This is a genomic window from Williamsia sp. Y844, from assembly GCF_056786475.1.
The window spans coordinates 244,472-270,659 of record NZ_JBXCJB010000002.1; the positions used below are offsets into that span (position 1 = coordinate 244,472).

Here is a 26,188-nt window from a genome sequence, read left to right on the forward strand (position 1 = left end):
GGTGGGTCAGAGGACGCCGTCGTCTTTCAACGCCTTGATCGCCGCGTCGTCGAGGTGCAGGAGTTCACTCAAGACCTCGGTGTTGTGACGACCGGGGACAGACGGCCCCGCATTGCGGATCCGGCCCGGGGTGCCCGTCAATTTGGGGACGATGCCCGGACCGAGGACGTCTTCGCCGATCCGTTCGTCGAAGTGCGGGGTGATCATGTCCCGGGCCAGCAGTTGGGGATCGGTGACCACCTCGGCGACGGTGTTGATCGGCCCGACAACCACCCCGGCCTCTTTGAGCAGCGCGATGAGATGGTCTTTGGGCTGCTCTGCGGTCCACTTGGCGATGATCTCGTCGATCTCGTCCTGGTTCGCTCCGCGGGCCCCGTGATCGGCAAATCGGGGATCGGTCGCCAATTCGGGTTTGCCCATCGCCGCGCAGAGGCGTCGGAAGACGGTGTCCTGATTGGCGCCGATGACAACCATGCTGCCGTCACCGGTGGGGTAGATGTTCGACGGTGCGATGCCCGCGAGCCGGGTGCCGGATGGTCCGCGGACCACACCGCCCTGGTCGTAGTCGGGGATGGTTGATTCCTGGACCGCGAGGCAGGCCTCGTTCAGCGCCACGTCCACGATCTGACCTTCGCCGGTGACGGTGCGGCGGTAGAGCGCGGCGAGCGCTCCGTGCACGGCGAACATCCCGGCGAGCGTGTCCCCGAGCGACAGTGCGATGCGTGGCGGCGGCTGGTCGGGATAGCCGTTGAGGTGCCGTAGACCGCTTTCGGCTTCGGCAACCGAGGCGTATCCCGCGCGGCCTGCATCGGGTCCGGTCTGTCCGTATCCCGACACGCGGACGAGGATGATGCCCCGATTGCGTTCGCGGAGTACGTCGTAGCCGATGTCGAGTTTTTCGAGGGTGCCGGGACGAAAGTTCTCGACGATCATGTCGGCCTGCTCCACCAGCTCGAGAAAGATCTCGCGGCCGCGTTCGCTGCGCAGGTTCAGCGTTATGGCTCGCTTGTTGCGGGCGTAGACGGTCCACAGGAAGTGGTGTCCGTCGCGTTCGGCCTGGCCCCAACCGCGCAGCGGGTCCGGGGAGTTCGGCGCCTCGATCTTGATCACGTCCGCCCCGAGATCACCCAGCAGACGGGCACCAAAAGGGCCGGCGATGAGCGAACCCAGCTCCAGGACCCGGATCCCGTCGAGTGCCCCGGTGGGGACTGCCGGCTCGGATCCCGATGCCTGCGCTTGAGACGATGTGGTGCTTGTCATCTCCTCAGTTTGTCGAATCGCTGGCCGCAGGCGGCAATCGGGCTCGGTCGGGCGCGTCGCGGAAGGGTAACTCGAGAGGGCTTTGAGAAGGCGCCAGGAGTTCCTCTGCGGGCGTAACAAGTGCACTTCCGGGCGCGGCCTCGTAGCGTAGAAGAGGTGAGCACACCCCACACGACGACAATCCGCTCGGCACACCCTTCTCCACGGACCCTCGGCGAGCTTCGTGCCTCGGGTCATGTGCAGCGAAGCGTGAAGGACGAGATCCGCAACAACCTGCTGACCGCACTGCGGTCAGGCGTCGACCCGTGGCCCGGGATCCTGGGTTTCGAGACCACCGTGATCCCGCATCTCGAGCGGGCCCTGCTCGCCGGGCATGACGTGGTGATGCTGGGTGAACGTGGACAAGGCAAGACCCGTTTGCTGCGGACGATAGTCGGCCTGCTCGACGAGTGGACCCCGGTCATCGAGGGTTCGGAACTCGACGAGCACCCGTTCGAACCGATCACCCCGGCATCGATCCGCAAAGCCGCGAACCTGCTCGACGACCTGCCGATCGGCTGGCGGCACCGCAGCGAGCGTTACTCCGAGAAGCTCGCCACCCCGGACACCTCGGTGGGTGACCTGGTTGGCGATGTCGATCCGATGAAGGTCGCCGAGGGACGGAGCCTCGGGGATCCGGAGACCATCCACTTCGGGCTCATCCCGCGGGCGCACCGCGGCATCATCGCGATCAACGAGCTGCCCGACCTCGCCGAACGCATCCAGGTCTCCATGCTCAACGTGATGGAGGAGCGCGACATCCAGGTCCGCGGCTACAGCCTCCGGTTGCCGCTCGACGTCGTGTTGATGGCCAGCGCCAACCCCGAGGACTACACCAACCGCGGCCGGATCATCTCGCCCCTCAAAGACCGTTTCGGTGCGGAGATCCGTACCCACTATCCGATCGAACTCGAGGACGAGATCGCGGTCATCGAGCAGGAAGCCGACCTGACGGCGACCGTGCCGACCTTCCTCATCGAGATCATCGCGCGGTTCACCCGGTACGTCCGCGACAACCCGGCGATCGATCAGCGATCGGGCGTCTCGGCCCGCTTTGCCATCGCAGGCGCCGAAACCGTTGCCGCCGCGGCACTGCACCGGGCCGCGGTGCTCGGTGAGGACCTTGCGGTGGCACGCGTTGTCGACCTCTCGTCGGTGATCGAGGTGCTCCGGGGCAAGGTCGAGTTCGAATCGGGTGAAGAAGGCCGTGAGATCGAGATCCTCGAGCATCTCCTGCGTAAGTCGACCGCAGACACGGTTCGCGAGCACCTCGGTGGTGTCGATCTGGCGACGCTGGTCACCGCACTCGAGGCCAGTGAACCGGTGGTGACCGGTGACCGGGTCTCTGCCAACGATCTGCTGACGTCGATGCCGGAAGGCACCGAGCCGGTGGTGAACAAGATCGCCGAGCGACTCGATGTCATCGACGACGGAGAACGTGCCAGTGCCCTCGAGTTGGCGCTCGAGGGTCTGTTCCTGGCCCGGCGGATCGGCAAAGAAGCCGACGGCACCGGCCAGACCGTGTACGGCTGAACCGAGAGAATTCGACATGCCCCGCAATAATTTTCACCGCTCACGCTATCTGCGGTACACCGGTGGTCCAGATCCGTTGGCACCACCGGTGGACCTGCGCGAAGCGCTCGACGCCATCGGCGACGACGTGATGGCCGGTGGATCCCCACAGTCCGCGATGCGGGAGTTCCTGCGCCGCGGAAGCAACAACATGCGGGGACTCGATGAACTGCGGGAGATGGCCAACAAGCGTCGCGAGCAGATCCTCAAGTCCCGCAACCTGAACGGGACCTTCGAAGAGATCCGCAAGCTGCTCGACGAGGCCGTGCTCGACGAGCGCAAGCAACTCGCGCGGGCCCTCGACGACGACGCCCGGTTCGCCGAGATGCAGATCGAGAACCTTCCCCCGTCGACCGCGCAGGCGGTCCAGGATCTGTCCGAGTACAACTGGCGCAGTCCGGAGGCGAAGGAGAAGTACGACAAGATAAAAGATCTGCTGGGCCGGGAGTTACTCGATCAGCGTTTTGCGGGGATGAAAGAAGCCCTCGAAGGCGCGACCGAGGAAGACCGGCAGCGCATCACGGACATGCTCAAGGACCTCAATGAGCTCCTCGCCGCGCACAACCGTGGCGAGGACACCACCGAGCAATTCGATGAGTTCATGGACAACCACGGGGACTTCTTTCCCGAGAACCCGAGCAACACCGAAGAGCTGATCGATTCGCTGGCGGCCCGCAGCGCAGCTGCGCAGCAGTTCTACAACTCGTTGTCGCCCGAACAGCGGGCCGAGCTCGACCAGTTGTCGCAGCAGGCTTTCGGTTCACCGGATCTGATGGGTCAGCTCTCGCAGATGGATTCCCAACTGCGGCAGGCTCGTCCGGGTATGGGCTGGGACGAGGGCCAGAGTTTCGAAGGCCAGCAGGGGATGGGCATGGGTGAAGGTGCCGGTGCCCTCCAGGATCTCGCTGAACTCGAGTCCTTGTCGGACCAACTCTCACAACAGTATTCGGGTGCACAACTCGATGACGTCGACCTCGATGCGCTGGCCCGCCAGCTCGGGGAAGACGCGGCGGTCGACGCCCGAACACTGGCCGAACTCGAAAAGGCCCTCAAAGAGGAGGGACTCCTCGAACGCGGCAGTGACGGTCAGCTCAAGCTCTCACCCAAGGCGATGCGACAACTGGGGCAGTCCATCTTCCGGGATGTGGCCGAACAACTCTCGGGACGCCACGGTGACCGGCAGACCCGCCGCGCCGGATTGGCCGGCGAGCCGACAGGGTCGTCGCGGGAATGGGAGTTCGGCGACACCGAACCCTGGGACGTCACCCGCACGGTGTCCAATGCGGTGTTGCGCACCATGACCGAGGACCGCGACAAACGGCATGCAGGCAACGCGATGATCCGCGACGGTGTGCGGATCGACGTCCGCGATGTCGAGGTCGCCGAAACCGAAGCCCGCAGTCAGGCCGCGGTAGCGCTGCTCGTGGACACGTCGTTCTCGATGTGGCTCGAGAATCGCTGGACGCCGATGAAGCGGACGGCGATGGCGCTCAACCATCTGATCTCCACCCGGTTCCGCAGCGATGAACTGCAACTGATCTCGTTCGGTCACTACGCCCGGACCCTGGAGATGAGCGAACTCATCGGCCTGGACGGTATGCGCCAACAGGGTACGAATCTTCATCACGCGCTCCTGCTCGCACAGCGGCACTTTCGTCGCCACCCCAATGCCCAGCCGGTGGTACTGATCGTCACCGATGGTGAGCCGACCGCGCATCTGTTGCCCGGCGGCGAGCCGTTCTTCTACTACCCGCCGCATCCGGCGACGCTCGGTGCCACCGTCCGCGAACTCGACAATGTCGGGCGGATGGGTGCTCAGGTCAGCTTCTTCCGGCTCGGCGACGACCCCGGGCTGGTCCACTTCGTGGATCAGATGGCGCGCAGGGTGTCGGGCCGCGTGGTGGCGCCCGACCTCGACGGTCTCGGTGCTGCCGTGGTCGGTGACTACCTCGGCGGAAAGCGACGCCGGAACAACCGTTAGCCCAGGCGACCGGGCCGGACCATGCCCTCCTGATACGCGGCGATCACCAACTGCGCGCGATCGCGTACCCCGAGTTTGGTCATGGCGCGGTTGACGTGGGTCTTCGCGGTCAGGGTGCTGATCCCGAGTTGTCCGGCGAGTTCACTGTTCGACAGTCCGGTCGCCACCAGTATCACCACTTCCCGTTCTCGGGGCGTGAGCACGTCGAACGCGCCGCGACCGCTGCCGACGGTCGGGTGTGAGAGGAACTGGGAGATCAGCAATTTCGTGGCCGACGGTGACAGCAGGGCGTCCCCGCGCGCGACGGTTCGGATCGCGGCGAGCAGTGCGGCCGGCGCCAGGTCTTTGCCGACGAATCCGCTGGCGCCCGCTCGGAGCGCGAGCATCACGTACGCGTCCTGCTCAAACGTGGTGAGGATGAGGATGCGGCACTCGCGCAGGCGGGGGTCGTCGACGATCGCCTTGGTGGCCTGCAGACCGTCGATACCGGGCATCCGGATGTCCATGACGATGACGTCGGGGATGTGATTTCGGGCCGCTCGCACCGCCTCTGCGCCGTCCGAGGCCTCGGCCACCACCTGCAGTCCGGCTTCGCTGTTGATCAACAGGGTGAGGGTACTGCGGAACAGCGCCTGATCGTCGGCGACGACGACGCGGATCGGCATTGGGCGCTCACCGTCAATTGCCGGGAGCCCATTGGATTTCACGCCTTCAAGTTAGCGCGATCGTTAGTTTTGTGCATCAATTCGATTGCCCCCGTCGCCGATCCGGAGGATCCGTGGACTGTGCGAGGTATCGTTCGCGCGTGGATGTAGTCGAGCGGTGGGATCGTTTTCGCAGCGGTCATCCTCGCGTGGCGCGAGTCGTCGTGTGTCTGTTGGTATTTGCGTTTGTGGTGTGGGCATTGCCGTACGACCAACGCGCGGGCCGGGGCGGGGACGCCTCGCTCATCGGTGTGCTGTTCGCCGCCGCGGGCAGCGTGTTCGTCTACTGGCGAACCGACCGTCAGTGGCTCGCGTTATGTGGGACCACGGTGGTCGCCGCGGCGTACTTGGCTTTTGGTGGTGTGTTCAATCCTGCTGTCGAGATACCGATCACCGTGTGCGGTGCCGCGATCGCCGCCACGCGATCGGCAGCGGTGACGATTGTCGCGCTGATGGTGCCATGCGGTGTGGTGCTGGTGGTGTCACTGTTTACGACGTCGTCGTGGATGGAGGTGGAGCGGATCGGCGCGGTGGGCTGGATCGGCATCGGGTTCCTGTTCGGAGTCCTGAGCCGGATGCGGCGGCGTTACGTTGCGGCGGTGGAGTATCGGGCGACGGCGGCCGAACTGATGCGCGACGCCGAGGCGCACACCAGGGTGATCGAAGAACGCGTCCGCATCGCGCGCGACCTGCACGATGTGGCGGCACATCATCTGACGTCACTGAACATGCAGATCGGTACAGCGGTGCACCTGCTGTCGGTCGATCCGGAACTGGCCAAAACTGCCCTGACACATGTCCATCAGACCACCGAGACGGCACTGAAGGACATCAAGGCCACCGTCGGAATGCTGCGGGAGGGAGCCGACGAGCCGGCACTGCACCCGGTGCCGGGGATGGCCGACCTCGACGACCTGCTCGCGGACTTCCGCAGCGGCGGGATGACCATCGACCTCACCCGTCAGGGTCGTGCGCGATCGTTGGCGCCGGGCACCGACCTGACCGCGTACCGGATTGTTCAAGAATCACTTACCAACGCCGCAAAGCATGCCAACGGTGAATCGGTGCGGTTGCGTCTGCGCTACGGCGTGGACACCTTGCTGATCGAAGTGGTCAACCGTGCACCGGCCACCAGTGATTCGGCTTCACCCGGGTACGGACTGATCGGGATGACCGAGCGCGCCAACGTGGTTGGCGGGACGCTGCGGTCGATCCGGGGATCCTCGGCTTTTCAGGTGCTGGTGGAGCTACCGATCGCGGCCGACGACGACAGTGCGATCACCGAGCGCACCGAAACCCCCACCGGAGAGGCCGATGATCAGCGTGGCGCGGGAATCGAGACCGGCGCAGCCATCCCCAGGTAGACGACGATGTGTTCGCCACCCGGGTTGGCCTCCAACGGAACTTCTTTCCAGTTGTTGGTCACCCAGACGTTGCCCGACTGATCCACCGCGATCCCGGTGCTGCGTTCGAGACCGTCGAAGAAGTAGCCGAGGCCGTCCGGTGAGAGTGCGTCGCCGGTCGATGATCCGGGCGGACAGGTCGAGGTGTCGACACCGCAGAAGCTCGAGATCCGCTTGCCTGCGAAGTTGGCAACCCACACGTTTCCATCGCCGTCGGTGGTCAGACCCCAGGGCACCGTGACGCCCCCACCCTGCAGTGGACCGACGAGTATCTGGCCGTCTGGTCCGAGTGCGGCGACCGAACCGCTGCCACCGGTTCCGGTGGGCCGGTCGGGGCAGGGGAGTGTGATCACACCGGAGTTCGCAATCCACACATTGCCTGCGTTGTCGGTGGCCAGGCCCATCGGATGGTCCAGATGCGGTCCGCTGACCGGAGAGTTGGCACGCGGCTTGCCGTCGCTGCCCAGAATCGCGATGTTGTCGCTGACGATGCCGGAGACAAAGATGTTCGTGCCGTTGTCGACGATGTCGAATGGCTGATCGAGCCCCAAGCCATTGAAGTTCTCTGCCTGATCCGGATTGCCGCCGCGGTACACGGTGACGCTGTTGTCGGCGCAGTTGGTCACCCACACATCGTCATTGGCGGAGACCTCCATGCCCTGCGGCCAGGTCACGCCACCCTGGGTGAATCCGGTGTCGTTCGGGGACAGCGCTGTTCCGTCCGGGGTGAACTTCGACAGCGAATTGTGCGGCGGCTGATCCTCGGTGGCGCACCCGGGTTCGGGTGCGGCGAAGCCGTAGTTGCTGACCCAGACATTGCCGCTGTTGTCGAGGTCGATCCCGAAGCCGGCACCGCTCAGGCCACCACCGGTGAACGGGGCTCCGTCGACGAGCTGGCCGGTGGGTCCGAACTTGAACAGCAGGTCGCTGCCACAGACCGGGGCTTGCGGGTCCGCGTTGAACTGATAGTTGTTGTCGACCCAGATGTTGCCGAGATGGTCGATCGCGAAGTTCCCTGGGCCGGAGAGTAATCCGCCGCCGCCGTCGAACCGCAGGGCAAGTGTCCATGCCACCGGGGGAAGAGTCAGGACCGGCGTGTTCGGCGAGGTCACGTATTTGGAGAGGGCGAACAGGGGCAGTACGGAATCCGAAGGGCTCCGGGCGATCTGGGAGAACGCCCGCAGGGTGTCGGCGGGGCGTGCCGAACCGGCAACCGCGGACTCGGAGATGAGTTCGGCACAACGCCCGTGGTCGATCGAGCATGCGGCGTGCATGTCGGTGAGGCTGTTGAAGGTGGCGAGTGTGGACGTTTGAGATCCGTTGGGGGAGCCGGTCAACACCCGGCCGAGTTGTCCGGTCGCCGGATCGACCAGGTTCGTGATCATCGCGGCGGAGTTGGAGATACCCGGATCTGTTCCGTTGATCCCAGTGTTGTCGATGAACTGCGCCATCGCATATCCGGTTGCGACTGTGGTTCGTTCGCTCAGCACCACAAACGGTGATGATCCGACGCCTGCGACAGAGGCGAGGGTGGGCGCGGTGCCGTTGCCGGCCTTGGCGGGACGGGCCAGCAGATAGAGGACCGAGCCGTTCGGTGGCTGTTCACCGACGCTCATCGAGAAGCGGCCATCGGCGCCACTGACGGCGGTCCCCACTTGTGCAGGTGCGCGTTGTCCTTCAACGCCCGAGATCCAGGCCGTGACATTCCAGTTGGCGTCGCCGGCCGCCGATCGCACCTCGCCGTTCAGTGTGTCGCCTGCCGCGGGCGTGGGCGCGGCCGTGACCGACGCCGAACCGGCAAAAACCAGTAGAAAACAACTGAAGACAATCGTCAGCGAACGAAAGGTATTGCGAGACAAACCGGACCACCTCATCACAGGATCCCGTGCGGACATGCCGGCACAGATCGAACAGGGGCCAACCTTAGCGCCCGGAAACGGACACCTGGGCCGGCTCCGGCGGTGCTCGGGCAGCCCGGGCTCGTCGGCGCTCGGAGGCGTGCACGCAGAAAATGCCTGGCCCAAGGGCAGATTGCGGCTTTCGCCACCGTGTCTCGGTCGGTGGGGCTACTTCACATCGACCATTCCGCACATACTGCGACTGCAGTAGTGCGTTCGCCCGGCCTCTTTGTCGTGCCGGCGATTCGGTGGTGTGTGCACGACGCGGCGGCGGTTGTCCTTGATCGCCGAACACCCCTGCTCACGGGCTGAAATGGGCAGTCGATCGAAGATATGGTGTGAAAGTCCTGCCGTGAGTGGGTCGATCACGCCAGGCATTGGGCGGGGGTCGATTCTGCTGCGCCCGAGCACAAAAGGATGTCGTCACGGCCTGCCGGATCGGTAAGCTGCTGTCGCCCTGGGTATTCGCCATGCGTTCGCGAGGTGATCCTTGTTCAGATGGGCTTCGCAGCTTCGCGGTCGGTACTTCAGGAGGATTCGAGAATGTTCGCGTTTATCGCCCGCTACGTGGTCACTCATCCTTGGCGGGTGGTGGCCGGCTGGCTGGTCGCAGTGGTCGCCATCATCGTGCTGTCGCCGAGTTTGGAGAGTTACACCAACGGCAACCAGCAAACCTTTCTTCCAGGATCCTTCGAATCGGTTCAGGCCCAAGACATCGCGAACTCTTCCTTCCCTGGTTCGTCCGGAGCGTCGGGTTCGCTGGTGGTCACCCGAGACGACGGCGCACCACTGTCATCCGACGACCAGCAGACGGTCACGGGCCTTGCCGCGACACTGCAATCCGACGCGATAGCCGGTGTCACGGGCGTCAATGCGTCGTCGCAGTCGCTGTCCGAGGACGGCAAGGCCATGGCGCTTCAGGTCACATTCGCCGGACAGCCCGGCGATGAAGCCGTCAACGATGCTGTCCCGGAAGTGCGTTCGACCGCCGAAGCGCAACTCGAGGGAACCGGCCTGACGTCGGGTCTGACCGGTAACGCGGCCATCCTCGTCGACACCAATACCGCTTATGACGGTGCGGAGAAGATCATCACGATCGCCACCATCGGAGTGATCGTCGTGTTGCTCGGCCTGGTCTTCCGCAGCCCGATCGTCGCGATCCTCCCGGTGATCATCATCGGATTGGTCTACCGCGCGGCGCAGGGCCTGACCGCCCTGGCCGCCGACCTCTTCGACTTCGAGGTGAGCACCTCCCTGGATGCGATCCTGGTGGTGGTGCTGTTCGGTGTTGGCACCGATTATGTTGTCTTCCTACTGTTCCGCTACCGGGAAGAGTTGCGTCGCGGTGCCGAGACGATGACAGGTCTCATCACCTCGGCGTCGGTGGTCGGAAAGGTGGTCGCGTCGTCGGCATTGACGGTGATCGGCGCCTTCGCTGCCCTGTTCCTCGCGAAGTTGGGGTCGCTGACGACCTTGGCGCCGGGCTTGATCATCGGCGTGGCAGCGATGTTGCTGACCGCGCTGACGCTCGTTCCGGCCTTGTTCGCGATTCTGGGTGACCACTTGTTCTGGCCGCTGGGCCCCGGCAGGGATTCGGAACAGTCCGCTTTCGGTGCCGTCGGTTCGCTGGTTGCACGCCGACCTGCGGCGGTGGTCGCGATGGTGATCGTCGCGTTGGCGACGCTGGCCGTCTTCGCCACCGGATACAAGGCGACGTACAACACGCTCGAGGAATTGCCCTCGGACACAGCGTCACAGCAGACGTTCAACACCATGGCCGAATCGTTCCCCTCTGGCGCGCTCAGCCCCACCCAGATCCTGGTGAAGGCACCCGGACCGGTGCCGCAGGATCAGTTGTCGGCGATGATCTCGGCGGTGGGTGCCGTCGACGGAGTCGCGTCGGTCGGCCAGCCGCGCTTCAGCCAGGACGGAACCGCGGCGATGGTGAACGTCGTCCTCGGTGACGATCCCTATTCCACCGCGTCATTGGATCTGGTCGAGGGGCCGGTCCGAGATGCCGCCCACGCGGCGATCACCGACGCGCAGGTGTTTGTCGGTGGCCAGACCTCGATGCTGGTCGATGTACGGGCACAGCTGGATTCAGACACCAAACATGTGTTCCCGGTGGCGTTTGCGATCGTTGCGGTGATCCTCGGACTGCTGTTGCTCTCGGTCCCGGCACCTTTGGGTTTGCTGGTATGTGTGGGCCTGACCTTCGCGGCGACCCTCGGCGCGCTGGTCCTGGTGTTCCTGAAAGGTGCGGGCCTCGAAGGCATTGACTTCTCGACGCCGATTGTGTTGTACCTGTTCGTCGTTGCGATAGGCACCGACTACAACATCCTGATCGCGGCAAGGCTGCGCGAGGAGTTCAAGAACGGGTACTCACCGCGGGAGGCGGCGAAGATCGCGATCGCCAACGATGCTCCGACCGTGGTCGCAGCAGGCACGGTGCTGGCGTTGACGTTCGCCTCGCTGGCCCTGACCGGGTTGAACAATTTGCAAGAACTCGGCGTCGGTGTGGCCGTCGGTGTCCTGTTGGCGTCGCTCGTGATGGCCCCGGTCCTGGTGCCCGCGCTGTCGATTCTGCTCGGCAAGTACTTCTGGTGGCCGTCGAAAGCGGGTACTCCCAAACCCGGCAGCGCCGACGGAGTCGACCAGGAAAAGGAATCGACCGCAGTCTGAGCAGCGCGGTCTGTCAGTCCTTCTTCAGCGACGGCGGGCTCTGGCCGGGCCGCGGGCGGCGAGCCACACCGACACCGCCCAGGAGCGCGAGCCCGCTGATGGTGATGATCGGCGCGCCAGGGGATCCGGGTCCTTCGGCGTCGTCGTGGTCGCCGCCGAAGCCGCCCATGATTCCGATGCCGTTGATCCGGACGGTGGCATCGTGCGGGACGACGATTTCTATGCCGCCCATGATGGCGGTGGCACGGATCGTCAGTGTTGGAGAGGTGAACACTGCGTCGCGCAGGTCGATCTCGACACCACCCATGAGAGCAAAGGCGTTCAGGTGCTCACCGACCGCCGCCCGACCTTTGAGCTCGGAGCCGCTCATGACGGCGATCCGGTTGAGGGTCACCTCGACGTCGACGGGATGAGTGGTGGGCGCGGTGGTCGGCGCCGTCGGCGGCCTGAGCTGATTGGTCGGTAGATCGTCGGTGAGAGCGTCGAGTTCACCGAAGGTCTTTGCCGCGATCGCCTTGTCGGCTCGTTCCTCGTACTCAGCCGGACTCAGGTGTCCTCGGGTCATCGCCAACGAGAGGATGTCGCGCGCCAGGCGTCGGTCTGCGTCGCCGGCTCGGACGTTGCTCAGATCGATGGCAGGTTCGGAATCTCCGGTGGGTGTCAGATCGCTCACCCGCTCACCGTAGTGGATGATGTGCTGTTTTGGCGGAGCCGACCTGGACTTTCTCTCGCCAAAACAGCACATCATCGGGGGTCGGGGGCGCCGTCGAGCAAGATCTGTAGTGCAGTTCTGTGGGCGAGATAGGCACGTTTGCCGGACGTGGTGATCCGGTAAGTGGTGCTGCTGCCCCGGCCGTGGCCGGCTTTGGACGGCGTGAGGTAACCGGCCGACTCGAGGGCCGACATCTGCTTCGACAGGTCCGAGTCGGTGAGGTCCAGGTGTTCCTTGAGAAATTTGAACGACGCAGTGGTGCTGTTGGCCAGAATCGCCATGGCGGCAAGACGTTTCGGGGCATGGATCACCGGGTCGAGGCCATCGATCATGCGAGCCGCACCCGAACCGCCGCCGCTGCCCTGGCGTAGCGCCGTTCGTAGATCATCAGCCCGCAGGTGATGACCACAAAGGCGACCACCGCTGCCGGCACAAGGCCGACGAGCCACCACGCCAGGGCGATCAGTCCGGCAACAATCGGCAGGGCCAGGAAGTAGCGATTCCATTCCACCCGGATTTCGGCAGGCGGCGTGCCCTTGCCTGGCATGGGAAGGGCGCCGTGCCGTCTGCTCATCCAACCGAGGAACACGAATTCGACAACGATCAGCGTGGCAAGTGCTCCGAAGAACAGGGCCTTGTGTTCGTGCAACCAGCCGAAGACCCCGATCATCGCCGCCGCCCAGCCGCCGACTGAGGGGTAGTACCACCACGGTGTCGGTGGGTAGTCGACATAGGGCGCGGCTTCGGCGCGTTCGGCGACTCTCAGGAGTTCACGCGCGTCGTCACTTTCCATACCGGAAAGCTTAGGAATAACTTTCCACTTCTGCAAGTGGAAAGTTCCCGTCGACGGACGCGATGTTCCTGGTCCGACCCTGTATTGGGACTCGCTTTGGCTTGGGAGGGGGGTAACCGGTACCCTCTAGAGGTTGTCGATGTCAGCTCCGACTCGCACCCATTCTCCACAGGGTGCGCATCGGGTACCAGGCACCGCAGGACGAGTGCAGAAGTCCGAGCGCCAGAAATGGTAAACGGACACGCACAAACCCCAATACGTATACGAAGAAATGAAGGGCTGAATCATGGCTGTACCGAAGCGCCGGATGTCGCGGTCGAATACTCGTAGCCGCCGCTCGCAGTGGAAGGCCGACAACCCGGTCTTGCAAGAGGTCAAGGTTGGTGGCGTCGCTCATCGCGTGCCCCGTCGCCTGGTCAAAGCTGTGAAGCTGGGCCTCGTCGATCTCGATCGTCGCTGATCTAGCCCCAAGGCTCAACACTTCAGGCTGGCCGTCGAACTGACGGTCAGCCTTTTGTTGTGCCCGGACCCCGAGGCGGGAAAGGCCTGCGGTGTTGCAGGACGTACTGAACTACGCGGGCATCGCGGTATTCGCATGCTCGGGTGCGCTGGTCGGCATCCGAAAAGACTTCGACCTGTTCGGGATCTTGTCGATGGGGGCTGCCACCGGGGTCGGTGGCGGCATCGTCCGCGACCTTTTGCTCGGCATTACGCCGCCCACATCCGTGCAGCACTGGCCCAATCTGACCATCGCGTTGATCTCCGGCCTGGTCACATATTTTTTCCATCCGGCTTTCAACAAGTTGTTCAGGGCGATCCTGGTCCTCGACGCGATCGGCATGGCCGTGTTCGCGGTCACCGGCGCATCTTTTGCCCTCGACCACGACGCGAGTGCGATGGCCGCAGTCCTGATCGGTATCACCACTGCGGTCGGGGGTGGCGTCCTCCGCGACGTCCTCGCCAATGAGGTGCCGTTGCTGCTGCGCCCGACCGACCTCTACGCGGTACCGGCGATGTGCGGGGCCCTGGTGGTGGTGATCGTCATCGGGCTCGATTGGCCGGAGTGGACGGGCCTGGTCGGCGGCGCAGTCGTGGCGGCCGCGTTGCGAATGGCGAGTCTGCAGTTCAATTGGCATCTTCCGACGGCCCCGCGGCGGCAGTCCTGACCCGGTGTCGGGCTCGCGCCCGGATATGTCGCAAGGCCTACCCGAGACGATGAAACCGTGGCGCGCCGGGGGGATTACTCAGCGCTCTCTCAGCAGGTCACGTAAGACTGTTGTCATGCGCATTCTTGTTGTGGACGACGATCGCGCCGTTCGCGAATCTCTGCGCCGGTCCCTGACGTTCAACGGGTACACGGTGGTCACTGCCGGAGACGGTGTGGAAGCTCTGGAGAAAATCAGCAGCGAACGGCCCGATGCGGTGGTGCTCGATGTGATGATGCCGCGGCTGGACGGGTTGGAGGTCTGCCGTCGACTCCGCAGCACCGGCGACGATCTGCCGATCCTGGTCCTCACAGCACGCGACTCCGTGTCCGAGCGCGTGGCGGGCCTCGATGCCGGTGCCGACGACTATCTGCCCAAGCCGTTTGCCCTCGAAGAACTCCTGGCGCGACTGCGGGCGTTGATGCGTCGCGCGACAACCGAAGCCCCGCCCGACTCGGAGGCCATGACCTTCGAAGACCTCACGATGGACCCGGTCACTCGGGACGTCACCCGCAACGAGCGGCCGATCAGCCTGACGCGCACCGAGTTTGCGCTTCTGGAGATGCTGATGGCCAACCCGCGGCGTGTTCTGACCCGTAGTCGCATCCTGGAAGAGGTGTGGGGCTACGACTTTCCGACGTCGGGTAACGCGCTCGAGGTCTACGTGGGCTACCTGCGTCGTAAGACCGAAGCCGAGGGCGAGATCAGACTCATCCACACCGTGCGGGGCGTCGGTTACGTCCTGCGGGAGACCCCGCCGTAGATCGTGAGCTGTAAACCGTGAGCCTTTATCATCGGCAGTCGACCCCGACCGAGCCGATCACACCGCAACGTCCGATGAATCTCGTCCCGGCCAATGAATTGCCGAGGCAGATGCGTAAGCCGATGCCGCTGACCCGCACCATCTCTCTGCGGTGGCGCATCACCATCCTGGCCGCGACCGTGGTCGGTATCGCGGTGGCCGTCATGGCTGCTGCCGCTTTCGCGGTGGTGTACCGGGCGATGTACGCCGATGTCGATTCCCAGCTGACCAACCGGGCCAACGGGATGACCGAGTTGGCCCGCATCGGCGTCCTCGACGATTCGCCGGAGTCCCTGGTGGCAGGCACGGTGTACTCCACCGACATGTCCGTGGCGTTGGTCATGCCCGGCGGCCGGGGCTTCCAGATCGGGAGTGTGCCCTACGGCGATGCCGAGCAAGAGGTCGTCGATGGCGAATCCGAGTCGTCGTTGCGTACCTCGAACAACCAACGGGTGCTCGCGCGCAAGCTCGTGGACGGCAACACCCTGATCATCTCGCAGAGCCTCGGGGACACCGACGAGGTGCTCGGGCGGCTGGCCTGGGTGCTCGGGGTGATCGGTGCCTGCGGCATCATCCTGGCGGCGGTGGCCGGAACAACCGTCGCCAGAGCGGGTTTGCGGCCGGTGGCGCGGTTGACGCGCGCCGCCGAACGGGTGGCCAGAACCGACGATCTGACACCGATACCGGTGATCGGCAACGACGAGTTGGCAAGACTCACCGAGAGTTTCAACCTGATGCTGCGCGCATTGGCCGAATCGCGCGACCGGCAGTCCCGGTTGGTCGCCGATGCCGGCCACGAGCTGCGGACGCCGCTGACATCGCTGCGGACCAACCTCGAACTGCTGATCGCGTCGTCCGAGCCCGGTGCCCGTGCCGTTCCCGACTCGGACATGGCCGAGTTGCGCGCCGACCTGATGGCGCAGATCGAGGAGCTCTCCACATTGGTCGGCGACCTCGTCGATCTCGCCCGCGAGGACGCCCCCGAGGTGGTCCATGAGGAGATCGACCTGGCGGAGGTGATCGATCGTTGCCTGGAACGGGTGCGTCGGCGCCGCAGCGATGTGGACTTTGATGTCCATGTCAGCCCGTGGTTCGTGTTCGGGGAGAGCGCGGGCCTCTCGCGTGCGGTACTCAACGTCCTCGACAACGCGGCAAAGTGGAGTCCACCCGGATGCCCGGTGGTGGTGAAACTGGTCCAGGTCGAGCCCAACCGTGCTGAATTGACCGTCGCCGACGCCGGACCAGGCATTCCGCCGGAAGACCGGCAGCTGATCTTCGAACGCTTCTACCGGTCGACCGCGGCCCGGTCGATGCCTGGTTCGGGGCTCGGTCTGGCGATCGTCCGTCAGGTGGTGGTCCGGCACGGTGGCACTGTGGTCGCCGGGCAATCCGAGGCCGGCGGCGCCCTGCTGACCATCACCCTGCCCGGTTCACCGACCGCAGCCGAGATCGCTCCGCGCGTCGTTCAGCAGTAGACATCCCCCCGCGGCACCACGCGCAGGCGTGTCTTGCTTCATCCCCGCTCACCGTCATTCGAGGGGCCGAACTGCTCAATGCCGACCCGAACGAGTGCGAGAATTGAGGGGCAAACCAACAGCGGGGTCTCAGCGACATCTCAGGCCGACGTAGCAGGGTATGTATCAGTGCCGGATCTTGGGCGGCAACCGAGCGCAGCGGTGCGCGTGGCAGAAAGCAAGCGTGGGACATGGGCGGCAACGACGACAACGAACGCGGATCCAACACCCCTGAGGGTGGCGGATTCCCGAATCAACCAGACGCCGGTGGTCCCACCGGACCGGCGGGATGGGGGCAGGGCGGCAACGGTCCCGGCAACGATCCCTATGGCCGCACCACGTCGTTTGATCCCCGATCTGCGCAGCAGCCTTCGGGTTACGGGCCGCCTCCCGGCAATCCCTATGGCGCGCAACCAGATCCGTACTCATCGGGTGCACACCCCGGGCAACACGAGCCCAATCCCGGATATGCAGCAAGCAACCCGACCGGCCAGTTCGCCGGTCACAGTGACGCTCAATCGGTTGGCCCACAGTCCTACCCGCCGGGGTCGGCACCGGCATCTCGGCCGGCCGGACGGTCGGGTGGATTCAAGACCGGGATCGCCATCGCAGCAGTTGCGGTGGCACTGGTCGCCGGCGGTGTTGGTGGCGTTGTCGGTGCGAACATCGCCGATGACTCGTCGAGCTCTTCCAGCAGCGAAGGCGTTCTCGGCGGCGATCGAGACAACACGCAACCGGTAGCCGCTCCGGAAGGATCCGTACAGGCGGTGGCGCAGAAGGTGCTCCCGTCGGTGGTGTCCATCAAGGTGATCGGCAGCCAATCGGCAGGTTCGGGCTCCGGTGTGGTGCTCACCGCGGACGGCACGATCATGACCAATAACCATGTGGTGTCCGGTGCCGGTTCCAACCCTCAGGTGATAGTGGTCTTCAATGACCAAAGTACTGCCAGCGCAACGATTATCGGGGCCGACACCATCTCCGACATCGCGGTGATCAAGGTCGACAAGACCGGGCTCACCCCAATTCAGATCGGCACGTCGGACAACTTGGCCGTCGGCCAGGAAGTCATCGCGATCGGTGCACCGCTGGGTCTGGATGGCACGGTGACCACAGGCATCATCAGTGCCTTGAATCGGCCGGTGTCGACACAGGGCGCAGAGAGCGGTCAGGCATCGGTGATGGATGCGATCCAGACCGACGCCGCAATCAACCCGGGCAATTCCGGCGGTGCGCTGGTGAATGCGAACGGGGCACTGATCGGTATCAATACGGCCATCGCCAGCCTTTCCGAGGGCGAGACCGGTGGCAGCATCGGCCTCGGGTTCGCGATTCCCGTAGACCAGGCGATCCGGGTCGCCAACGAACTCGAGAAGACAGGCAAGGCCACCCAGGCGGGCCTGGGCGTGTCGGTGCGTTCGGGTTCGCCGTCGGCCGATGAGCCCGGTGCGTTGATCAGTGAGGTGCAGCCAGGCGGCGCGGCTGCCGATGCCGGCATCCCGAACGGGGCGCTGGTCACCAAGGTCGACGATCGGGTGATCACCTCGGGCGACGCTCTGATCGCTGCGGTTCGGTCGTACGCACCCGGCGACAAGGTCAAAATCACCTATGAGGTGAACGGGCAGAGCAAAACAGTCGACGTAACCCTTGACACCCTGAATACCGGAGGCAGATAGCATCGTGAAATTCCCTGACCTGTCAATCAGCGATTCGAAATCAACCGACACTGCGGTGGGCGGACGACTGCAATCGGTGTCGGTCATCCCGACCGATAGAGTTCCACTCGGAGGTAGTGACATCTCCGACCTGGGTATCGGCGAGGCAGATGTGGTTGCGGCAGATGCCGCGGCTGCTCGGCTTGCCGCCCAGGCAGGAGTGATCGAGGCGGAAGGAATTCAGATGAGGTCGTTGAATCTGGCCGAAGAGGATCTGGGACGGGCTCTGGTGGTCATCGTCGACGATCGCGCCGCGCACGGCGAAGATCAAGCTCTGATCGGGCCGCTGGTCGGGGAATTGCTCGAAGAGGCGGGTTTTCATGTGGACGCCGTCGTGGCCGTCGAATCTGACGAGGTCGAGATTCGCAACGCGCTCAACACCGCGGTGATCGGTGGCGTCGACTTGGTGATCTCCGTCGGCGCAGTCGGTGTCGGTGGACGTGATGTGGCTCCGGAGGCGACCGCAGATCTGCTCGATCGCAAGTTGCCGGGTATTGAAGAGGCCTTGCGTAGTTCGGGTTTGGCGGCGGGCGCGATGGACGCCGGTTTGTCGCGCGGATTGGCAGGCATCTCCGGGCAGACGATCGTTGTCAATCTCGCCAACTCGCGGGCCGCCGTACGCGACGGAATGGCCACCATCACGCCGATGGCCAAACATCTCATCGCGTCGATCTCTGACTTCTGAATCAGGTTGTCGTGTCGGATAAATCGGTAGGCAAACGCAAATTGTCGCGTGCGGAGTTGGACAGAATCTTCGGCGACGAACTACCTGCGACCACCCGAGACGAGCGCCCCAACGGCGGGTGTGATGAAGATCACAGTGGTGTGGATAGGCGGTCTGACGAGTGGTTTATCGCGAATCGGCCGCCACATCACGAGTGAATAGCGTTTTAATCACAGCCCGGTCCAGCGGTTTAACGGATTGGTAACTAAATTCCATCCAGTATTGACAACTGGAAATGTACGCCAGCGTATCCCGGTGTTTAGGACACGCTCACTGCTAACTGTTGCTTGCATTCGCCCAGCGCACTAACGTTCCGCTCGATACGTCCAGTACCAGTGCGGGGGCTGGAAGTGTCCCGCGATGCGCCCCCGAGGGTGTTCGTGGAAGGACTGAAACGTACGGCTGGAATTAACTTCTGGGAAACGTTGGGCTCTCCGCCCGTTAACGCATCCCGTGGATTATTCCGACCAACCGTCAGGTCACTTCAGGCTCGCGATTTGGTTGAGTCTGGATTACACAGCAATCCTGTGAGAGGGAACGAATGAGCAAGTTCAGCATGTTCGGTCTACGCCGCGTTGTCGGCGCTGGAGCCATTACCGCGGTTGCTGCCATCGGCTTGGCCAGCATGGGCGCCGGAAACGCCGCCGCAGGCCCGCTGGCTTCGGGCAGCAAGGTCACTGAAGGCATCGATGGCACCGTGATCAAGATCGAGCGCACCGGCGAGAGCGCTTACCCGGTTCCGTCGGTGGCCAACAACGGCGCAGGCCGCGCCGCAGAGGTCAACGGCAAGGTCAAGGTCTACTCGGGCGGCTCAGCAGGAACGCTGACCACCGGCTACATCGTGGGCTGCCAGGTCGACATCACCGGATTCTCGGGCGGTCTCGGGGCTAACCTGAACGTTCTAGCGTTGTCCGGTGGTGTCTCAGGTTCGTTGTCGATCCCGCTGAATCCGGGCCAGGCTGTTTTCGTGTCGCTGGGCAGCAAGGACTTCGACGGAACTGACGCGTCGATCCAGTACAAGAACCAGAGCATCGATGTGCAGCAGTGCGGTGGATACGCCCAGGCACGCGCCTTCTCGACCGTCGTCACCAGCGGTGACTTCGTTGTGAAGTCGACCCTCTACGGCCAGCCGTTCAGCCTCAACTGATCGTCGGCAGATAATCCCGCCCAAGTCTTGAAACACTTTATCTGCCGCAAGCAGATTGATATTTCCGTAAGGGGAATTATGAAGAACACAACTTCGCGTCGTATCGCGGCGGCCGCCGGTATCGCCGGTGTCTCCGCTGTGGCGCTCGCCTCGATGGGCGTCGGCGCCGCTGCTGCCGGACCGCTTCCCGGTGGCAAAACCACCCAGACCCTCGACGACGGCACCTCGGTGACGGTCAGCCTGTTCGGCGAGAATGTCAGTTACACCCCGTCGATGGCTGCTGTCCCGACCAGTCGCAACGTATGGATGGACGGCAAGATTGCCGTCAACGTCTCCGGTGGTGCCGAAGGCGGCACCATTGAAGCTGGTTACCTTGTTGGCTGCCAGCTCCAGTTCGGTGCCTCCGCTGGGGCCAAGGGTGGCATTGGTGGAGCTTTCCCGGAGACCCCGGGTGGATCTTTCAACGTTGCACCTGACGAAGGCAAGGGCGACGCAGGTTTCACGCTTGCGCCCGGTGAAGCCAAGTCGTACCCATTCTTCGATGAGAGCAACGGCAGCGGCTTCGAATTCGAAGGTGCATCAGGTGGTCTGGTTTATAGCCAGGAGACCATCGGAATTCCCAGCTGCGCCGGATTTGCTGAGGCCAAGGCCTACGTGAAGGTGACCGTCGAGACCGAATCGACCACCGGCATCGTTACCCTGTGGGGCAAGCCGTTCAGCATCGGCTGATAGCAAGCCTGCTCGACAACTGAATATCAACGAAAGCCGGGACGCCACAAGGTGTCCCGGCTTTTGTTGTGCGCCAGATTTCATTCTCGCCCGGGGTTTGCGACAGAAACCGACTGAGTTCTCGTCGATCGATTTGTTAACGCGTGAACGCTTGTCTCGGGGTGCATTGTTGGCCGATTGACCCTCTTCCATACGATCAGGTGACGCGAGATCTATTGCGGCACTGGTACGTTCAGATTCGGAAATCGTCCGGAACAGGTTAGTTTGCGCACTCAGATTAAGAATCTGACGACGGCTGGAATTTTTGCGGCGAGAGCGCGCGCCTAGTTGAGGTCGGCCAATTCGAAGGGGCACGATGAAGTCATCGAAACGATGGATGGTGGCGGCGAAACTCGCGGGCGGTGGAATCGCGGTTGCAGGGGCGTGCGCGATAGGTAACGGTGCCGCCTCGGCGGATACCCCGGATGAGGCGCCGTCGACGGTCGCCGTCGTTGAGTCGTCCGGCTCGGCAGTTGATGCTGAGAGACTTGCTTCGATGCCGGCGAATGGACCAGAGGTGCCGGTGGTCGACACCCAACTCTCGGCCGCTCCGGCGACGACGGATACACCGGCCTCCAGTTCCGACGCGGCACCGGCCAAAGAAGTTGAAGATGAAGTCGGCGATGTCGTTGAGTTCCAACAGGAGACCTCAGTAGTTCCGGGCGCTGAATCGGGTACCGAATACGTTGGCCGGCACCGGCTTCCCGACGTTTCGACTGCCACAGCAGTCGCTGATTTCCACCTCGAAGAGCTGCAGTTCTTGGGCTCTGAGACCGCAGGTACGCCATTGATGTCCGCTGCGGTTGCCGATGAAGTGACCAGCAGCGAAGGAACGGTGATCGACCCACAGATCATCGATCTCCCCGCCTTCAATTCCAGTTATCCCATCGCTGTCAGCCCGGACGGGACCCGCATATACGTCGGAAGCATGCAGGACAGTCGGTTGTGGGTTATCGACACCACAACGAATACGGTCGTTCACATTCAGGGCGGTGGATCGGCGGTTGAGAACGGGGTGGTTGTCAGTCCCGACGGTAAGCGGGTCTACGTGACCGGAATATCGGGTGTCGAGCGCGTCGTCTACATCATTGACACGTCGACAAACTCAGTCCTACCGGACTCGATTGCCATCGATGGAGATGTTTCCGGCATTGTTTTCAGTCCCGACGGCAGCCGTGCTTATGTCGTGGGTCAGGCCACTGATCTTGACGGCAACATCGCAAATGAATTGCAATGGGTGACGGTAGTCGATACTGCATCCAATACTGTGATCGATCGCTTTGAAATCGACGGATCTACAACGGTTTTTGGAGAAGTGGCGATCAGTCCCGATGGCACCCGGCTATACGTGCCGACCCAAGGTCGTACCTACGTCGATGGTCAGCCAATCGATCTAGGGGCGGTCTCGGTCGTCGATGCATCCAGTGGTGAAGTGATCTCAACTGTGCCGGTGTACTTCGGTCCGCCGGTGGCGGGTACGGGTGCGATGAATCATCTGGTGATGAGCCCCGACGGGCGATACCTCTACACCGCGAGTGCCAACGATACGGTTGTCTCGGTGATTGATACCGACACGAATTCAGTAGTCGCGGTGCCCGTCACGTATGAGGGTGGCCAAATCAGCGACCTGGTGGTGAGTCCTGACGGCAGCCGCCTCTACGTCTTCGCATCCCTTACCGACTTCAGCACCGATCAAGTGGTCACCGTGATTGATACTGCTGACAACAGTGTGATCGGCACCTATGTCATTGCCGCGAAGGACTCGAACCTGCCGAATGGCAGCGCCGTGATAACTCCAGACGGCAAGTACATCTATGTGACGGGCCACCAGGGTAATGTGCTGGTATTTGATACAGCGTCGTTTTCAACGGCCACGCCAATTGTTGTGACCCCGCCGATTCGCACCTATCCTTCGTCTAACCAGACGATCACAGAGCTGAATGGGGTCTTCGAAGGTGAACGCTTTGAAAAACTAGTCGGCATCAACAGTGACCTTGCCGCCTTAGCCGGCGTCGGCGCTCTGTCTGCAACATTGCAGTGGATGGGGATACTCAGTGCAGTCGACCGCGGAGCCTATGTGGATGCTGCGTTCTCCACGACGAGCTTCGCTGGTGATCAACTCGCCCAGTTCGGTGCAAAACGCGGAAGTCCAGTGCTGTATCTGACCGGAGTCGCGGTCAATACGTGGTCCTACACGTTCAACGAAGCCGCGAAAGTTGACTGGGAGGGGCGTAACGAGACCTTCGCGTATATGTTCGAAAACCCCTGGGTCGTAGTTGAAGAAGTCGTCCAGGCGCGGACCGAGGTGGCGTGGCACATCGGCGCTGCCCTCCTGAGTCCTTTGACCGGAGGCGTCAAGCCTTAACCTCGAAGGTGTCGTGCGACCAGGTTTGTCCGGTCGCACGATGACCTGTTGTCCGGATTGAGGCAGAACTGACTGTGCCCCGGCCGGGGCCGGGGCACAGTCGTGATGTTGTCGATGGGTTACTGGCTGTGGCGTCCGGGGCCGTCTTCGGGGCGCTCCGGTGGCGGCCCGTAGCCGGGGGGAGGACCGGTCAGCGGATCGGGTCGGTAGCCGGGGTTCTGTGAACCGTAATCGGGTGGCCCGTACTGGGGTGGTCCCGGACGCTGTGGCGGCTGGTTCGGGTTGTAGCCGGGAGGTGGGCCTGCCGGCGGTTGGTAGCCCGGTGGGGGACCGCTCAGCGGATCATTCGCGGGCGGTGGGCCTGCCGGTGGTTGGTAGCCCGGCGGGGGGTTCTGCGAATATGACGGCGGGCGACGGGCCTGTTCGGGCTGGGCCGAGAACTGCTGGGTGCCTGCCTCTGATGCGCTGAGGCCACCGGCAGCTCCGGCCGCTCCCACCAGGGGCTGCGATGCGTGGCCCTCGTGGGCCCGCTCGATGTAGGCGTCGTCCTTGTCGGTCTGTGTGCTCTTGGCCGCAGCGATCTTGGCCTTCTCCTCCGACGCATCTTTGCCTTGCAGAATGTCGCGGATCTCGGTGAGCAATTCGGATTCGGACAAAGCGACCGCGTCGTCGCCGTCCTTGGCGGCAAACGCCTTCAATTTTTCGTACGGCATCACAATGACGAAGTACACAATTGCGGCAATGATCACGAAGTTGATGATTGCGGTTATCAATCCGCCGATATCTACAAATGTCTCGGAGTTGCCGTCGCGAATGGTGAAGCCGAGGCCCTGTGCCGCATCTGTCCCTCCGAGTGAATTGATCAGAGGTTCAATGATGTTGGTGGTGAACGCAGTCACAATGGCGGTGAATGCTGTACCGACAACAACGGCGGTGGCCAGGTCAACGACGTTTCCCCGCATGAGGAAGTCTTTAAAACCCTTTAACATGTCGTGGACCTTCCCACCTGGGAAAACGCGCATATGCTTGGGTGCATTTTTCGATCTTAACCATCTATCGACCCAGATCGTGGATGGAACATGCGGATTCAGTGAAAGACCACGGTGATCGGCGCAGCGAGCGTTGCGACGGCGACACGGTGCGCATCCCGCTCGGGCATGGCCAAAATTGTCGGTCGGGTATCTCGGCCGGATCGCGCTGTGCCGGGTGTGAATACAAGCGCCACCACGGCGTTCTTCACCAGAACGGTTGAAGTTGAAGGTGCTTCGCCATCGTTGGACTCGTCGATGCTCAGGACGTCCACCACGTCGCCCTCGCGTAGAAGGTCCACGATGGATGAGTCGGACAAGGTGACCGGGACCAGGCGGGCATCGTCGCGGCCCAACAGGGCGGCAGGCAGGCGACTGGACAGCACGCGGGTATCGGTGAATATCTCACCGGGATGAACAGGGCCGGTGACCGTTTGTTCGACCAGGTGCGAGAGGTCGGTGATCGCGCCGACGGGGATCGCGGCTGCGTCGACTCTGCGAACTTCCAGGTCGGCGGAGGTCAGATGGATTCCGGGTGCGATCTCGCGGGCGGCGACGACAACCGACTGCAGCTCTTTGTCGCGCTGGGCGCTCAGGGCCGCGACGATCGCGATCACCACCAACGCCGCGGCGCAGATCCGTCGGAGCAGAAGCGCGCGCGTCCAGCCCGGGCGAAGTGCATGCCTCAAACGGTCGAGCGCGGTGGGTTGCAGTGGGTTGCGGTCGGGCATGGCCGAACGCTAGGTCACCAGGGTGGCCAAATCCGATAAGTGCGCGCCTGCCCGACTGAACTGTGGGCAGACGCCGCCACTGTGGATAAACGCCGGTGTCAGGAGGCTGTTGCGGCCGGGGTGCTGGGGGTCGAAGAGCTGGTCGATGAGCTGCTGCTCGAGTCGCTCGACGATGAAGAAGTCGACGACGAGGTCGATTCCTTCTTGCTCGAGGAGTCGCTGGAGCTCGCTTCGCTGCTGGTCGACGTCGACCGGCTGTCGTTGCGATAGAAGCCGCTGCCCTTGAAGACGATACCGACGCTGTTGAACAGTTTGCGCAGCTTACCGGCACATTGTGGGCATTCGGTCAGCGAATCGTCGCTGAACGACTGCACGATGTCGAAGCGGTTATCGCACTGTGTACAAGCATACGAATAAGTGGGCACCGAGGACCTCCGGAAGTATTTAGCCGAGAACTTTGTGGATTCTACAGCGCAGTTGGCACTCTAGGTTAACGAGTGCCAGGGTCAGGTTGTTCCGAGGCGGCGAAAACCGCCCGACGGCGTCAGGCTCCAACCCATCGGCACGTCCAGATCGTCTGCGGGGATCTCGTCGAGAAGCTCATCGTCATATACGACGGCCACCAGGCGTTTTGTGTCGACCGACGGGATCGTTCGGTCGTAGTAGCCCGCGCCTCGACCGAGGCGGACACCGCTGCGGTCCACGGCCAACGCCGGGACCAGCACCAGGTGGGCGGTGTCGATGACCTCGCTCGGCAAGGTAGCCCCTGCCGGTTCCAACAGGCCGAAGCGACCGGTTGTCAATGAGTCGGGTCCGTCGTAGTTCGACCAGCCCAGAGGTGCCGGCGGACCGGGACTGACAACGGGGAGCACGACCCGGTGGCCGCGCTCGCGCAGAGCGTCGAGCATGGCGACGGATCCGGGCTCAGTGCCGACCGGAACGTAGGCGGCAATCGTGGTGGCTTTTTCGCCGGCCAGCTGGTCGGTGTCCTCTAGATGGGCGATCCATGTCACAAGTCGGGCGTCTGCCGCCCGTTTAACCTGCGGTGACATATTCTCGCGTGCCCGCTGTAGGTGTTTTCGCAAAGTAATCTTCGTAAAATTGATGGGTGCAGCCTCTCATCCGAAGCGTTCTGCCGATAGGTTTAT

23 protein-coding genes and 1 pseudogene are annotated in these 26,188 nt (G+C 63.3%); 14 read left to right on the plus strand and 10 right to left on the minus strand.

All coding sequences use genetic code 11. The features are described from left to right. Nucleotides 1–6: 6 nt before the first annotated feature. Nucleotides 7–1,260 (minus strand): CaiB/BaiF CoA transferase family protein, encoded by a 1,254-nt coding sequence (locus AC1TQG_RS13510; RefSeq protein ID WP_482137649.1) that lies wholly within the window; start codon nt 1,258–1,260, stop codon nt 7–9. 156 nt (nt 1,261–1,416) lie between these two features. On the opposite strand from AC1TQG_RS13510, the gene AC1TQG_RS13515 reads away from it, so the two are divergent. Together AC1TQG_RS13515 and AC1TQG_RS13520 are read left to right on the plus strand one after the other, a co-directional pair. After that, the gene (locus AC1TQG_RS13515) at nt 1,417–2,832 is read left to right on the plus strand and encodes a sigma 54-interacting transcriptional regulator (RefSeq protein WP_482137651.1); all 1,416 of its coding nucleotides are present in this window, start codon (nt 1,417–1,419) and stop codon (nt 2,830–2,832) included. A gap of 16 nt (nt 2,833–2,848) precedes the next feature. Continuing rightward, nucleotides 2,849–4,852, plus strand: coding sequence for a vWA domain-containing protein (locus AC1TQG_RS13520; RefSeq protein ID WP_482137652.1), 2,004 nt, complete (start codon nt 2,849–2,851; stop codon nt 4,850–4,852). Here the strand turns inward: AC1TQG_RS13520 and AC1TQG_RS13525 are convergent. Continuing rightward, on the minus strand, nt 4,849–5,517 hold the full coding sequence (locus tag AC1TQG_RS13525) for a response regulator (RefSeq protein ID WP_482138730.1): 669 nt from the start codon (nt 5,515–5,517) through the stop codon (nt 4,849–4,851). The genes AC1TQG_RS13520 and AC1TQG_RS13525 overlap by 4 nt on opposite strands. 140 nt (nt 5,518–5,657) lie before the next feature. Between AC1TQG_RS13525 and AC1TQG_RS13530 the strand changes: the two genes are divergently transcribed. Continuing rightward, nucleotides 5,658–6,920 (plus strand): sensor histidine kinase, encoded by a 1,263-nt coding sequence (locus AC1TQG_RS13530; RefSeq protein ID WP_482137654.1) that lies wholly within the window; start codon nt 5,658–5,660, stop codon nt 6,918–6,920. Here AC1TQG_RS13530 and AC1TQG_RS13535 read toward each other — a convergent pair. After that, nucleotides 6,875–8,818: an NHL repeat-containing protein gene (locus tag AC1TQG_RS13535; protein WP_482137656.1), complete on the minus strand. Its 1,944-nt coding sequence runs from the start codon at nt 8,816–8,818 to the stop codon at nt 6,875–6,877. The two genes, AC1TQG_RS13530 and AC1TQG_RS13535, sit on opposite strands and share 46 nt — an antisense overlap. Nucleotides 8,819–9,400: 582 nt before the next feature. On the opposite strand from AC1TQG_RS13535, the gene AC1TQG_RS13540 reads away from it, so the two are divergent. Continuing rightward, nucleotides 9,401–11,539, plus strand: a complete 2,139-nt coding sequence (locus AC1TQG_RS13540) for an MMPL family transporter (RefSeq protein WP_482137658.1) — start codon at nt 9,401–9,403, stop codon at nt 11,537–11,539. Nucleotides 11,540–11,552: 13 nt separating this feature from the next. Here AC1TQG_RS13540 and AC1TQG_RS13545 read toward each other — a convergent pair whose 3' ends face one another. The 3 genes from AC1TQG_RS13545 to AC1TQG_RS13555 form a co-directional block, all read right to left on the minus strand. Beyond that, entirely contained in the window at nt 11,553–12,212 is a 660-nt protein-coding gene (locus AC1TQG_RS13545; protein WP_482137659.1) for a DUF1707 SHOCT-like domain-containing protein, read from the minus strand. Nucleotides 12,213–12,283: 71 nt separating this feature from the next. Further along, nucleotides 12,284–12,583 (minus strand): transcriptional regulator, encoded by a 300-nt coding sequence (locus AC1TQG_RS13550; RefSeq protein WP_482137661.1) that lies wholly within the window; start codon nt 12,581–12,583, stop codon nt 12,284–12,286. Continuing rightward, nucleotides 12,580–13,044: a hypothetical protein gene (locus AC1TQG_RS13555; protein ID WP_482137663.1), complete on the minus strand. Its 465-nt coding sequence runs from the start codon at nt 13,042–13,044 to the stop codon at nt 12,580–12,582. The genes AC1TQG_RS13550 and AC1TQG_RS13555 overlap by 4 nt, the downstream gene beginning before the upstream one ends. 96 nt (nt 13,045–13,140) lie before the next feature. Here AC1TQG_RS13555 and AC1TQG_RS13560 point away from each other — a divergent pair. From AC1TQG_RS13560 to AC1TQG_RS13605, 10 genes and pseudogenes are all read left to right on the plus strand, one after another. Continuing rightward, nucleotides 13,141–13,279 (plus strand): annotated as a pseudogene (locus tag AC1TQG_RS13560) (50S ribosomal protein L31); the annotation flags it as partial. Between the two features lie 51 nt (nt 13,280–13,330). Further along, the gene (rpmF, locus tag AC1TQG_RS13565; RefSeq protein WP_482137664.1) at nt 13,331–13,504 is read left to right on the plus strand and encodes a 50S ribosomal protein L32; all 174 of its coding nucleotides are present in this window, start codon (nt 13,331–13,333) and stop codon (nt 13,502–13,504) included. 91 nt (nt 13,505–13,595) lie between these two features. Further along, on the plus strand, nt 13,596–14,210 hold the full coding sequence (locus tag AC1TQG_RS13570; protein ID WP_482137666.1) for a trimeric intracellular cation channel family protein: 615 nt from the start codon (nt 13,596–13,598) through the stop codon (nt 14,208–14,210). A gap of 115 nt (nt 14,211–14,325) precedes the next feature. Next, nucleotides 14,326–15,012, plus strand: a complete 687-nt coding sequence (locus tag AC1TQG_RS13575; protein ID WP_482137668.1) for a response regulator transcription factor — start codon at nt 14,326–14,328, stop codon at nt 15,010–15,012. Between the two features lie 74 nt (nt 15,013–15,086). Beyond that, on the plus strand, nt 15,087–16,526 hold the full coding sequence (locus tag AC1TQG_RS13580) for an ATP-binding protein (RefSeq protein ID WP_482138732.1): 1,440 nt from the start codon (nt 15,087–15,089) through the stop codon (nt 16,524–16,526). Nucleotides 16,527–16,756: 230 nt separating this feature from the next. Beyond that, complete coding sequence (locus tag AC1TQG_RS13585) at nt 16,757–18,238, plus strand: S1C family serine protease (RefSeq protein WP_482137670.1); 1,482 nt, start codon at nt 16,757–16,759, stop codon at nt 18,236–18,238. Nucleotides 18,239–18,314: 76 nt separating this feature from the next. Further along, on the plus strand, nt 18,315–18,962 hold the full coding sequence (locus AC1TQG_RS13590; RefSeq protein ID WP_482138734.1) for a MogA/MoaB family molybdenum cofactor biosynthesis protein: 648 nt from the start codon (nt 18,315–18,317) through the stop codon (nt 18,960–18,962). 580 nt (nt 18,963–19,542) lie between these two features. Then, nucleotides 19,543–20,148 carry an MspA family porin gene (locus AC1TQG_RS13595; protein ID WP_482137672.1) on the plus strand — a complete coding sequence of 202 codons (606 nt, stop codon included), beginning with the start codon at nt 19,543–19,545 and terminating at the stop codon, nt 20,146–20,148. Nucleotides 20,149–20,226: 78 nt separating this feature from the next. Continuing rightward, a complete protein-coding gene (locus AC1TQG_RS13600; protein ID WP_482137674.1) occupies nt 20,227–20,877 on the plus strand; it encodes an MspA family porin in 651 nt (216 codons plus the stop codon). Nucleotides 20,878–21,232: 355 nt separating this feature from the next. Further along, on the plus strand, nt 21,233–23,281 hold the full coding sequence (locus tag AC1TQG_RS13605) for a WD40 repeat domain-containing protein (protein WP_482137676.1): 2,049 nt from the start codon (nt 21,233–21,235) through the stop codon (nt 23,279–23,281). Nucleotides 23,282–23,400: 119 nt separating this feature from the next. Here AC1TQG_RS13605 and mscL read toward each other — a convergent pair whose 3' ends face one another. The 4 genes from mscL to AC1TQG_RS13625 all read right to left on the minus strand — a co-directional run bounded on the left by mscL (nt 23,401) and on the right by AC1TQG_RS13625 (nt 26,125). Next, entirely contained in the window at nt 23,401–24,270 is an 870-nt protein-coding gene (mscL, locus tag AC1TQG_RS13610; RefSeq protein ID WP_482137678.1) for a large conductance mechanosensitive channel protein MscL, read from the minus strand. Between the two features lie 98 nt (nt 24,271–24,368). After that, on the minus strand, nt 24,369–25,040 hold the full coding sequence (locus AC1TQG_RS13615) for an SAF domain-containing protein (RefSeq protein ID WP_482137680.1): 672 nt from the start codon (nt 25,038–25,040) through the stop codon (nt 24,369–24,371). Nucleotides 25,041–25,138: 98 nt separating this feature from the next. Further along, nucleotides 25,139–25,465, minus strand: a complete 327-nt coding sequence (locus AC1TQG_RS13620) for an FmdB family zinc ribbon protein (protein WP_482137681.1) — start codon at nt 25,463–25,465, stop codon at nt 25,139–25,141. A gap of 81 nt (nt 25,466–25,546) precedes the next feature. Further along, a complete protein-coding gene (locus AC1TQG_RS13625) occupies nt 25,547–26,125 on the minus strand; it encodes a 5-formyltetrahydrofolate cyclo-ligase (protein ID WP_482137683.1) in 579 nt (192 codons plus the stop codon). Between the last annotated feature and the right edge of the window lie 63 nt (nt 26,126–26,188).

Bases quoted from the DNA above. Each gene is read 5' to 3' on its own strand.
- AC1TQG_RS13510 (WP_482137649.1), bottom strand. From the start codon at position 1,260: ATGACAAGCACCACATCGTCTCAAGCGCAGGCATCGGGATCCGAGCCG.
- AC1TQG_RS13520 (WP_482137652.1), top strand. From the start codon at position 2,849: ATGCCCCGCAATAATTTTCACCGCTCACGCTATCTGCGGTACACCGGT.
- AC1TQG_RS13525 (WP_482138730.1), bottom strand. From the start codon at position 5,517: ATGCCGATCCGCGTCGTCGTCGCCGACGATCAGGCGCTGTTCCGCAGT.
- AC1TQG_RS13540 (WP_482137658.1), top strand. From the start codon at position 9,401: ATGTTCGCGTTTATCGCCCGCTACGTGGTCACTCATCCTTGGCGGGTG.
- AC1TQG_RS13550 (WP_482137661.1), bottom strand. From the start codon at position 12,583: ATGATCGATGGCCTCGACCCGGTGATCCATGCCCCGAAACGTCTTGCC.
- AC1TQG_RS13555 (WP_482137663.1), bottom strand. From the start codon at position 13,044: ATGGAAAGTGACGACGCGCGTGAACTCCTGAGAGTCGCCGAACGCGCC.
- rpmF (WP_482137664.1), top strand. From the start codon at position 13,331: ATGGCTGTACCGAAGCGCCGGATGTCGCGGTCGAATACTCGTAGCCGC.
- AC1TQG_RS13575 (WP_482137668.1), top strand. From the start codon at position 14,326: ATGCGCATTCTTGTTGTGGACGACGATCGCGCCGTTCGCGAATCTCTG.
- AC1TQG_RS13580 (WP_482138732.1), top strand. From the start codon at position 15,087: ATGAATCTCGTCCCGGCCAATGAATTGCCGAGGCAGATGCGTAAGCCG.
- AC1TQG_RS13585 (WP_482137670.1), top strand. From the start codon at position 16,757: ATGGGCGGCAACGACGACAACGAACGCGGATCCAACACCCCTGAGGGT.
- AC1TQG_RS13595 (WP_482137672.1), top strand. From the start codon at position 19,543: ATGAGCAAGTTCAGCATGTTCGGTCTACGCCGCGTTGTCGGCGCTGGA.
- AC1TQG_RS13600 (WP_482137674.1), top strand. From the start codon at position 20,227: ATGAAGAACACAACTTCGCGTCGTATCGCGGCGGCCGCCGGTATCGCC.
- AC1TQG_RS13605 (WP_482137676.1), top strand. From the start codon at position 21,233: ATGAAGTCATCGAAACGATGGATGGTGGCGGCGAAACTCGCGGGCGGT.
- mscL (WP_482137678.1), bottom strand. From the start codon at position 24,270: ATGTTAAAGGGTTTTAAAGACTTCCTCATGCGGGGAAACGTCGTTGAC.
- AC1TQG_RS13615 (WP_482137680.1), bottom strand. From the start codon at position 25,040: ATGCCCGACCGCAACCCACTGCAACCCACCGCGCTCGACCGTTTGAGG.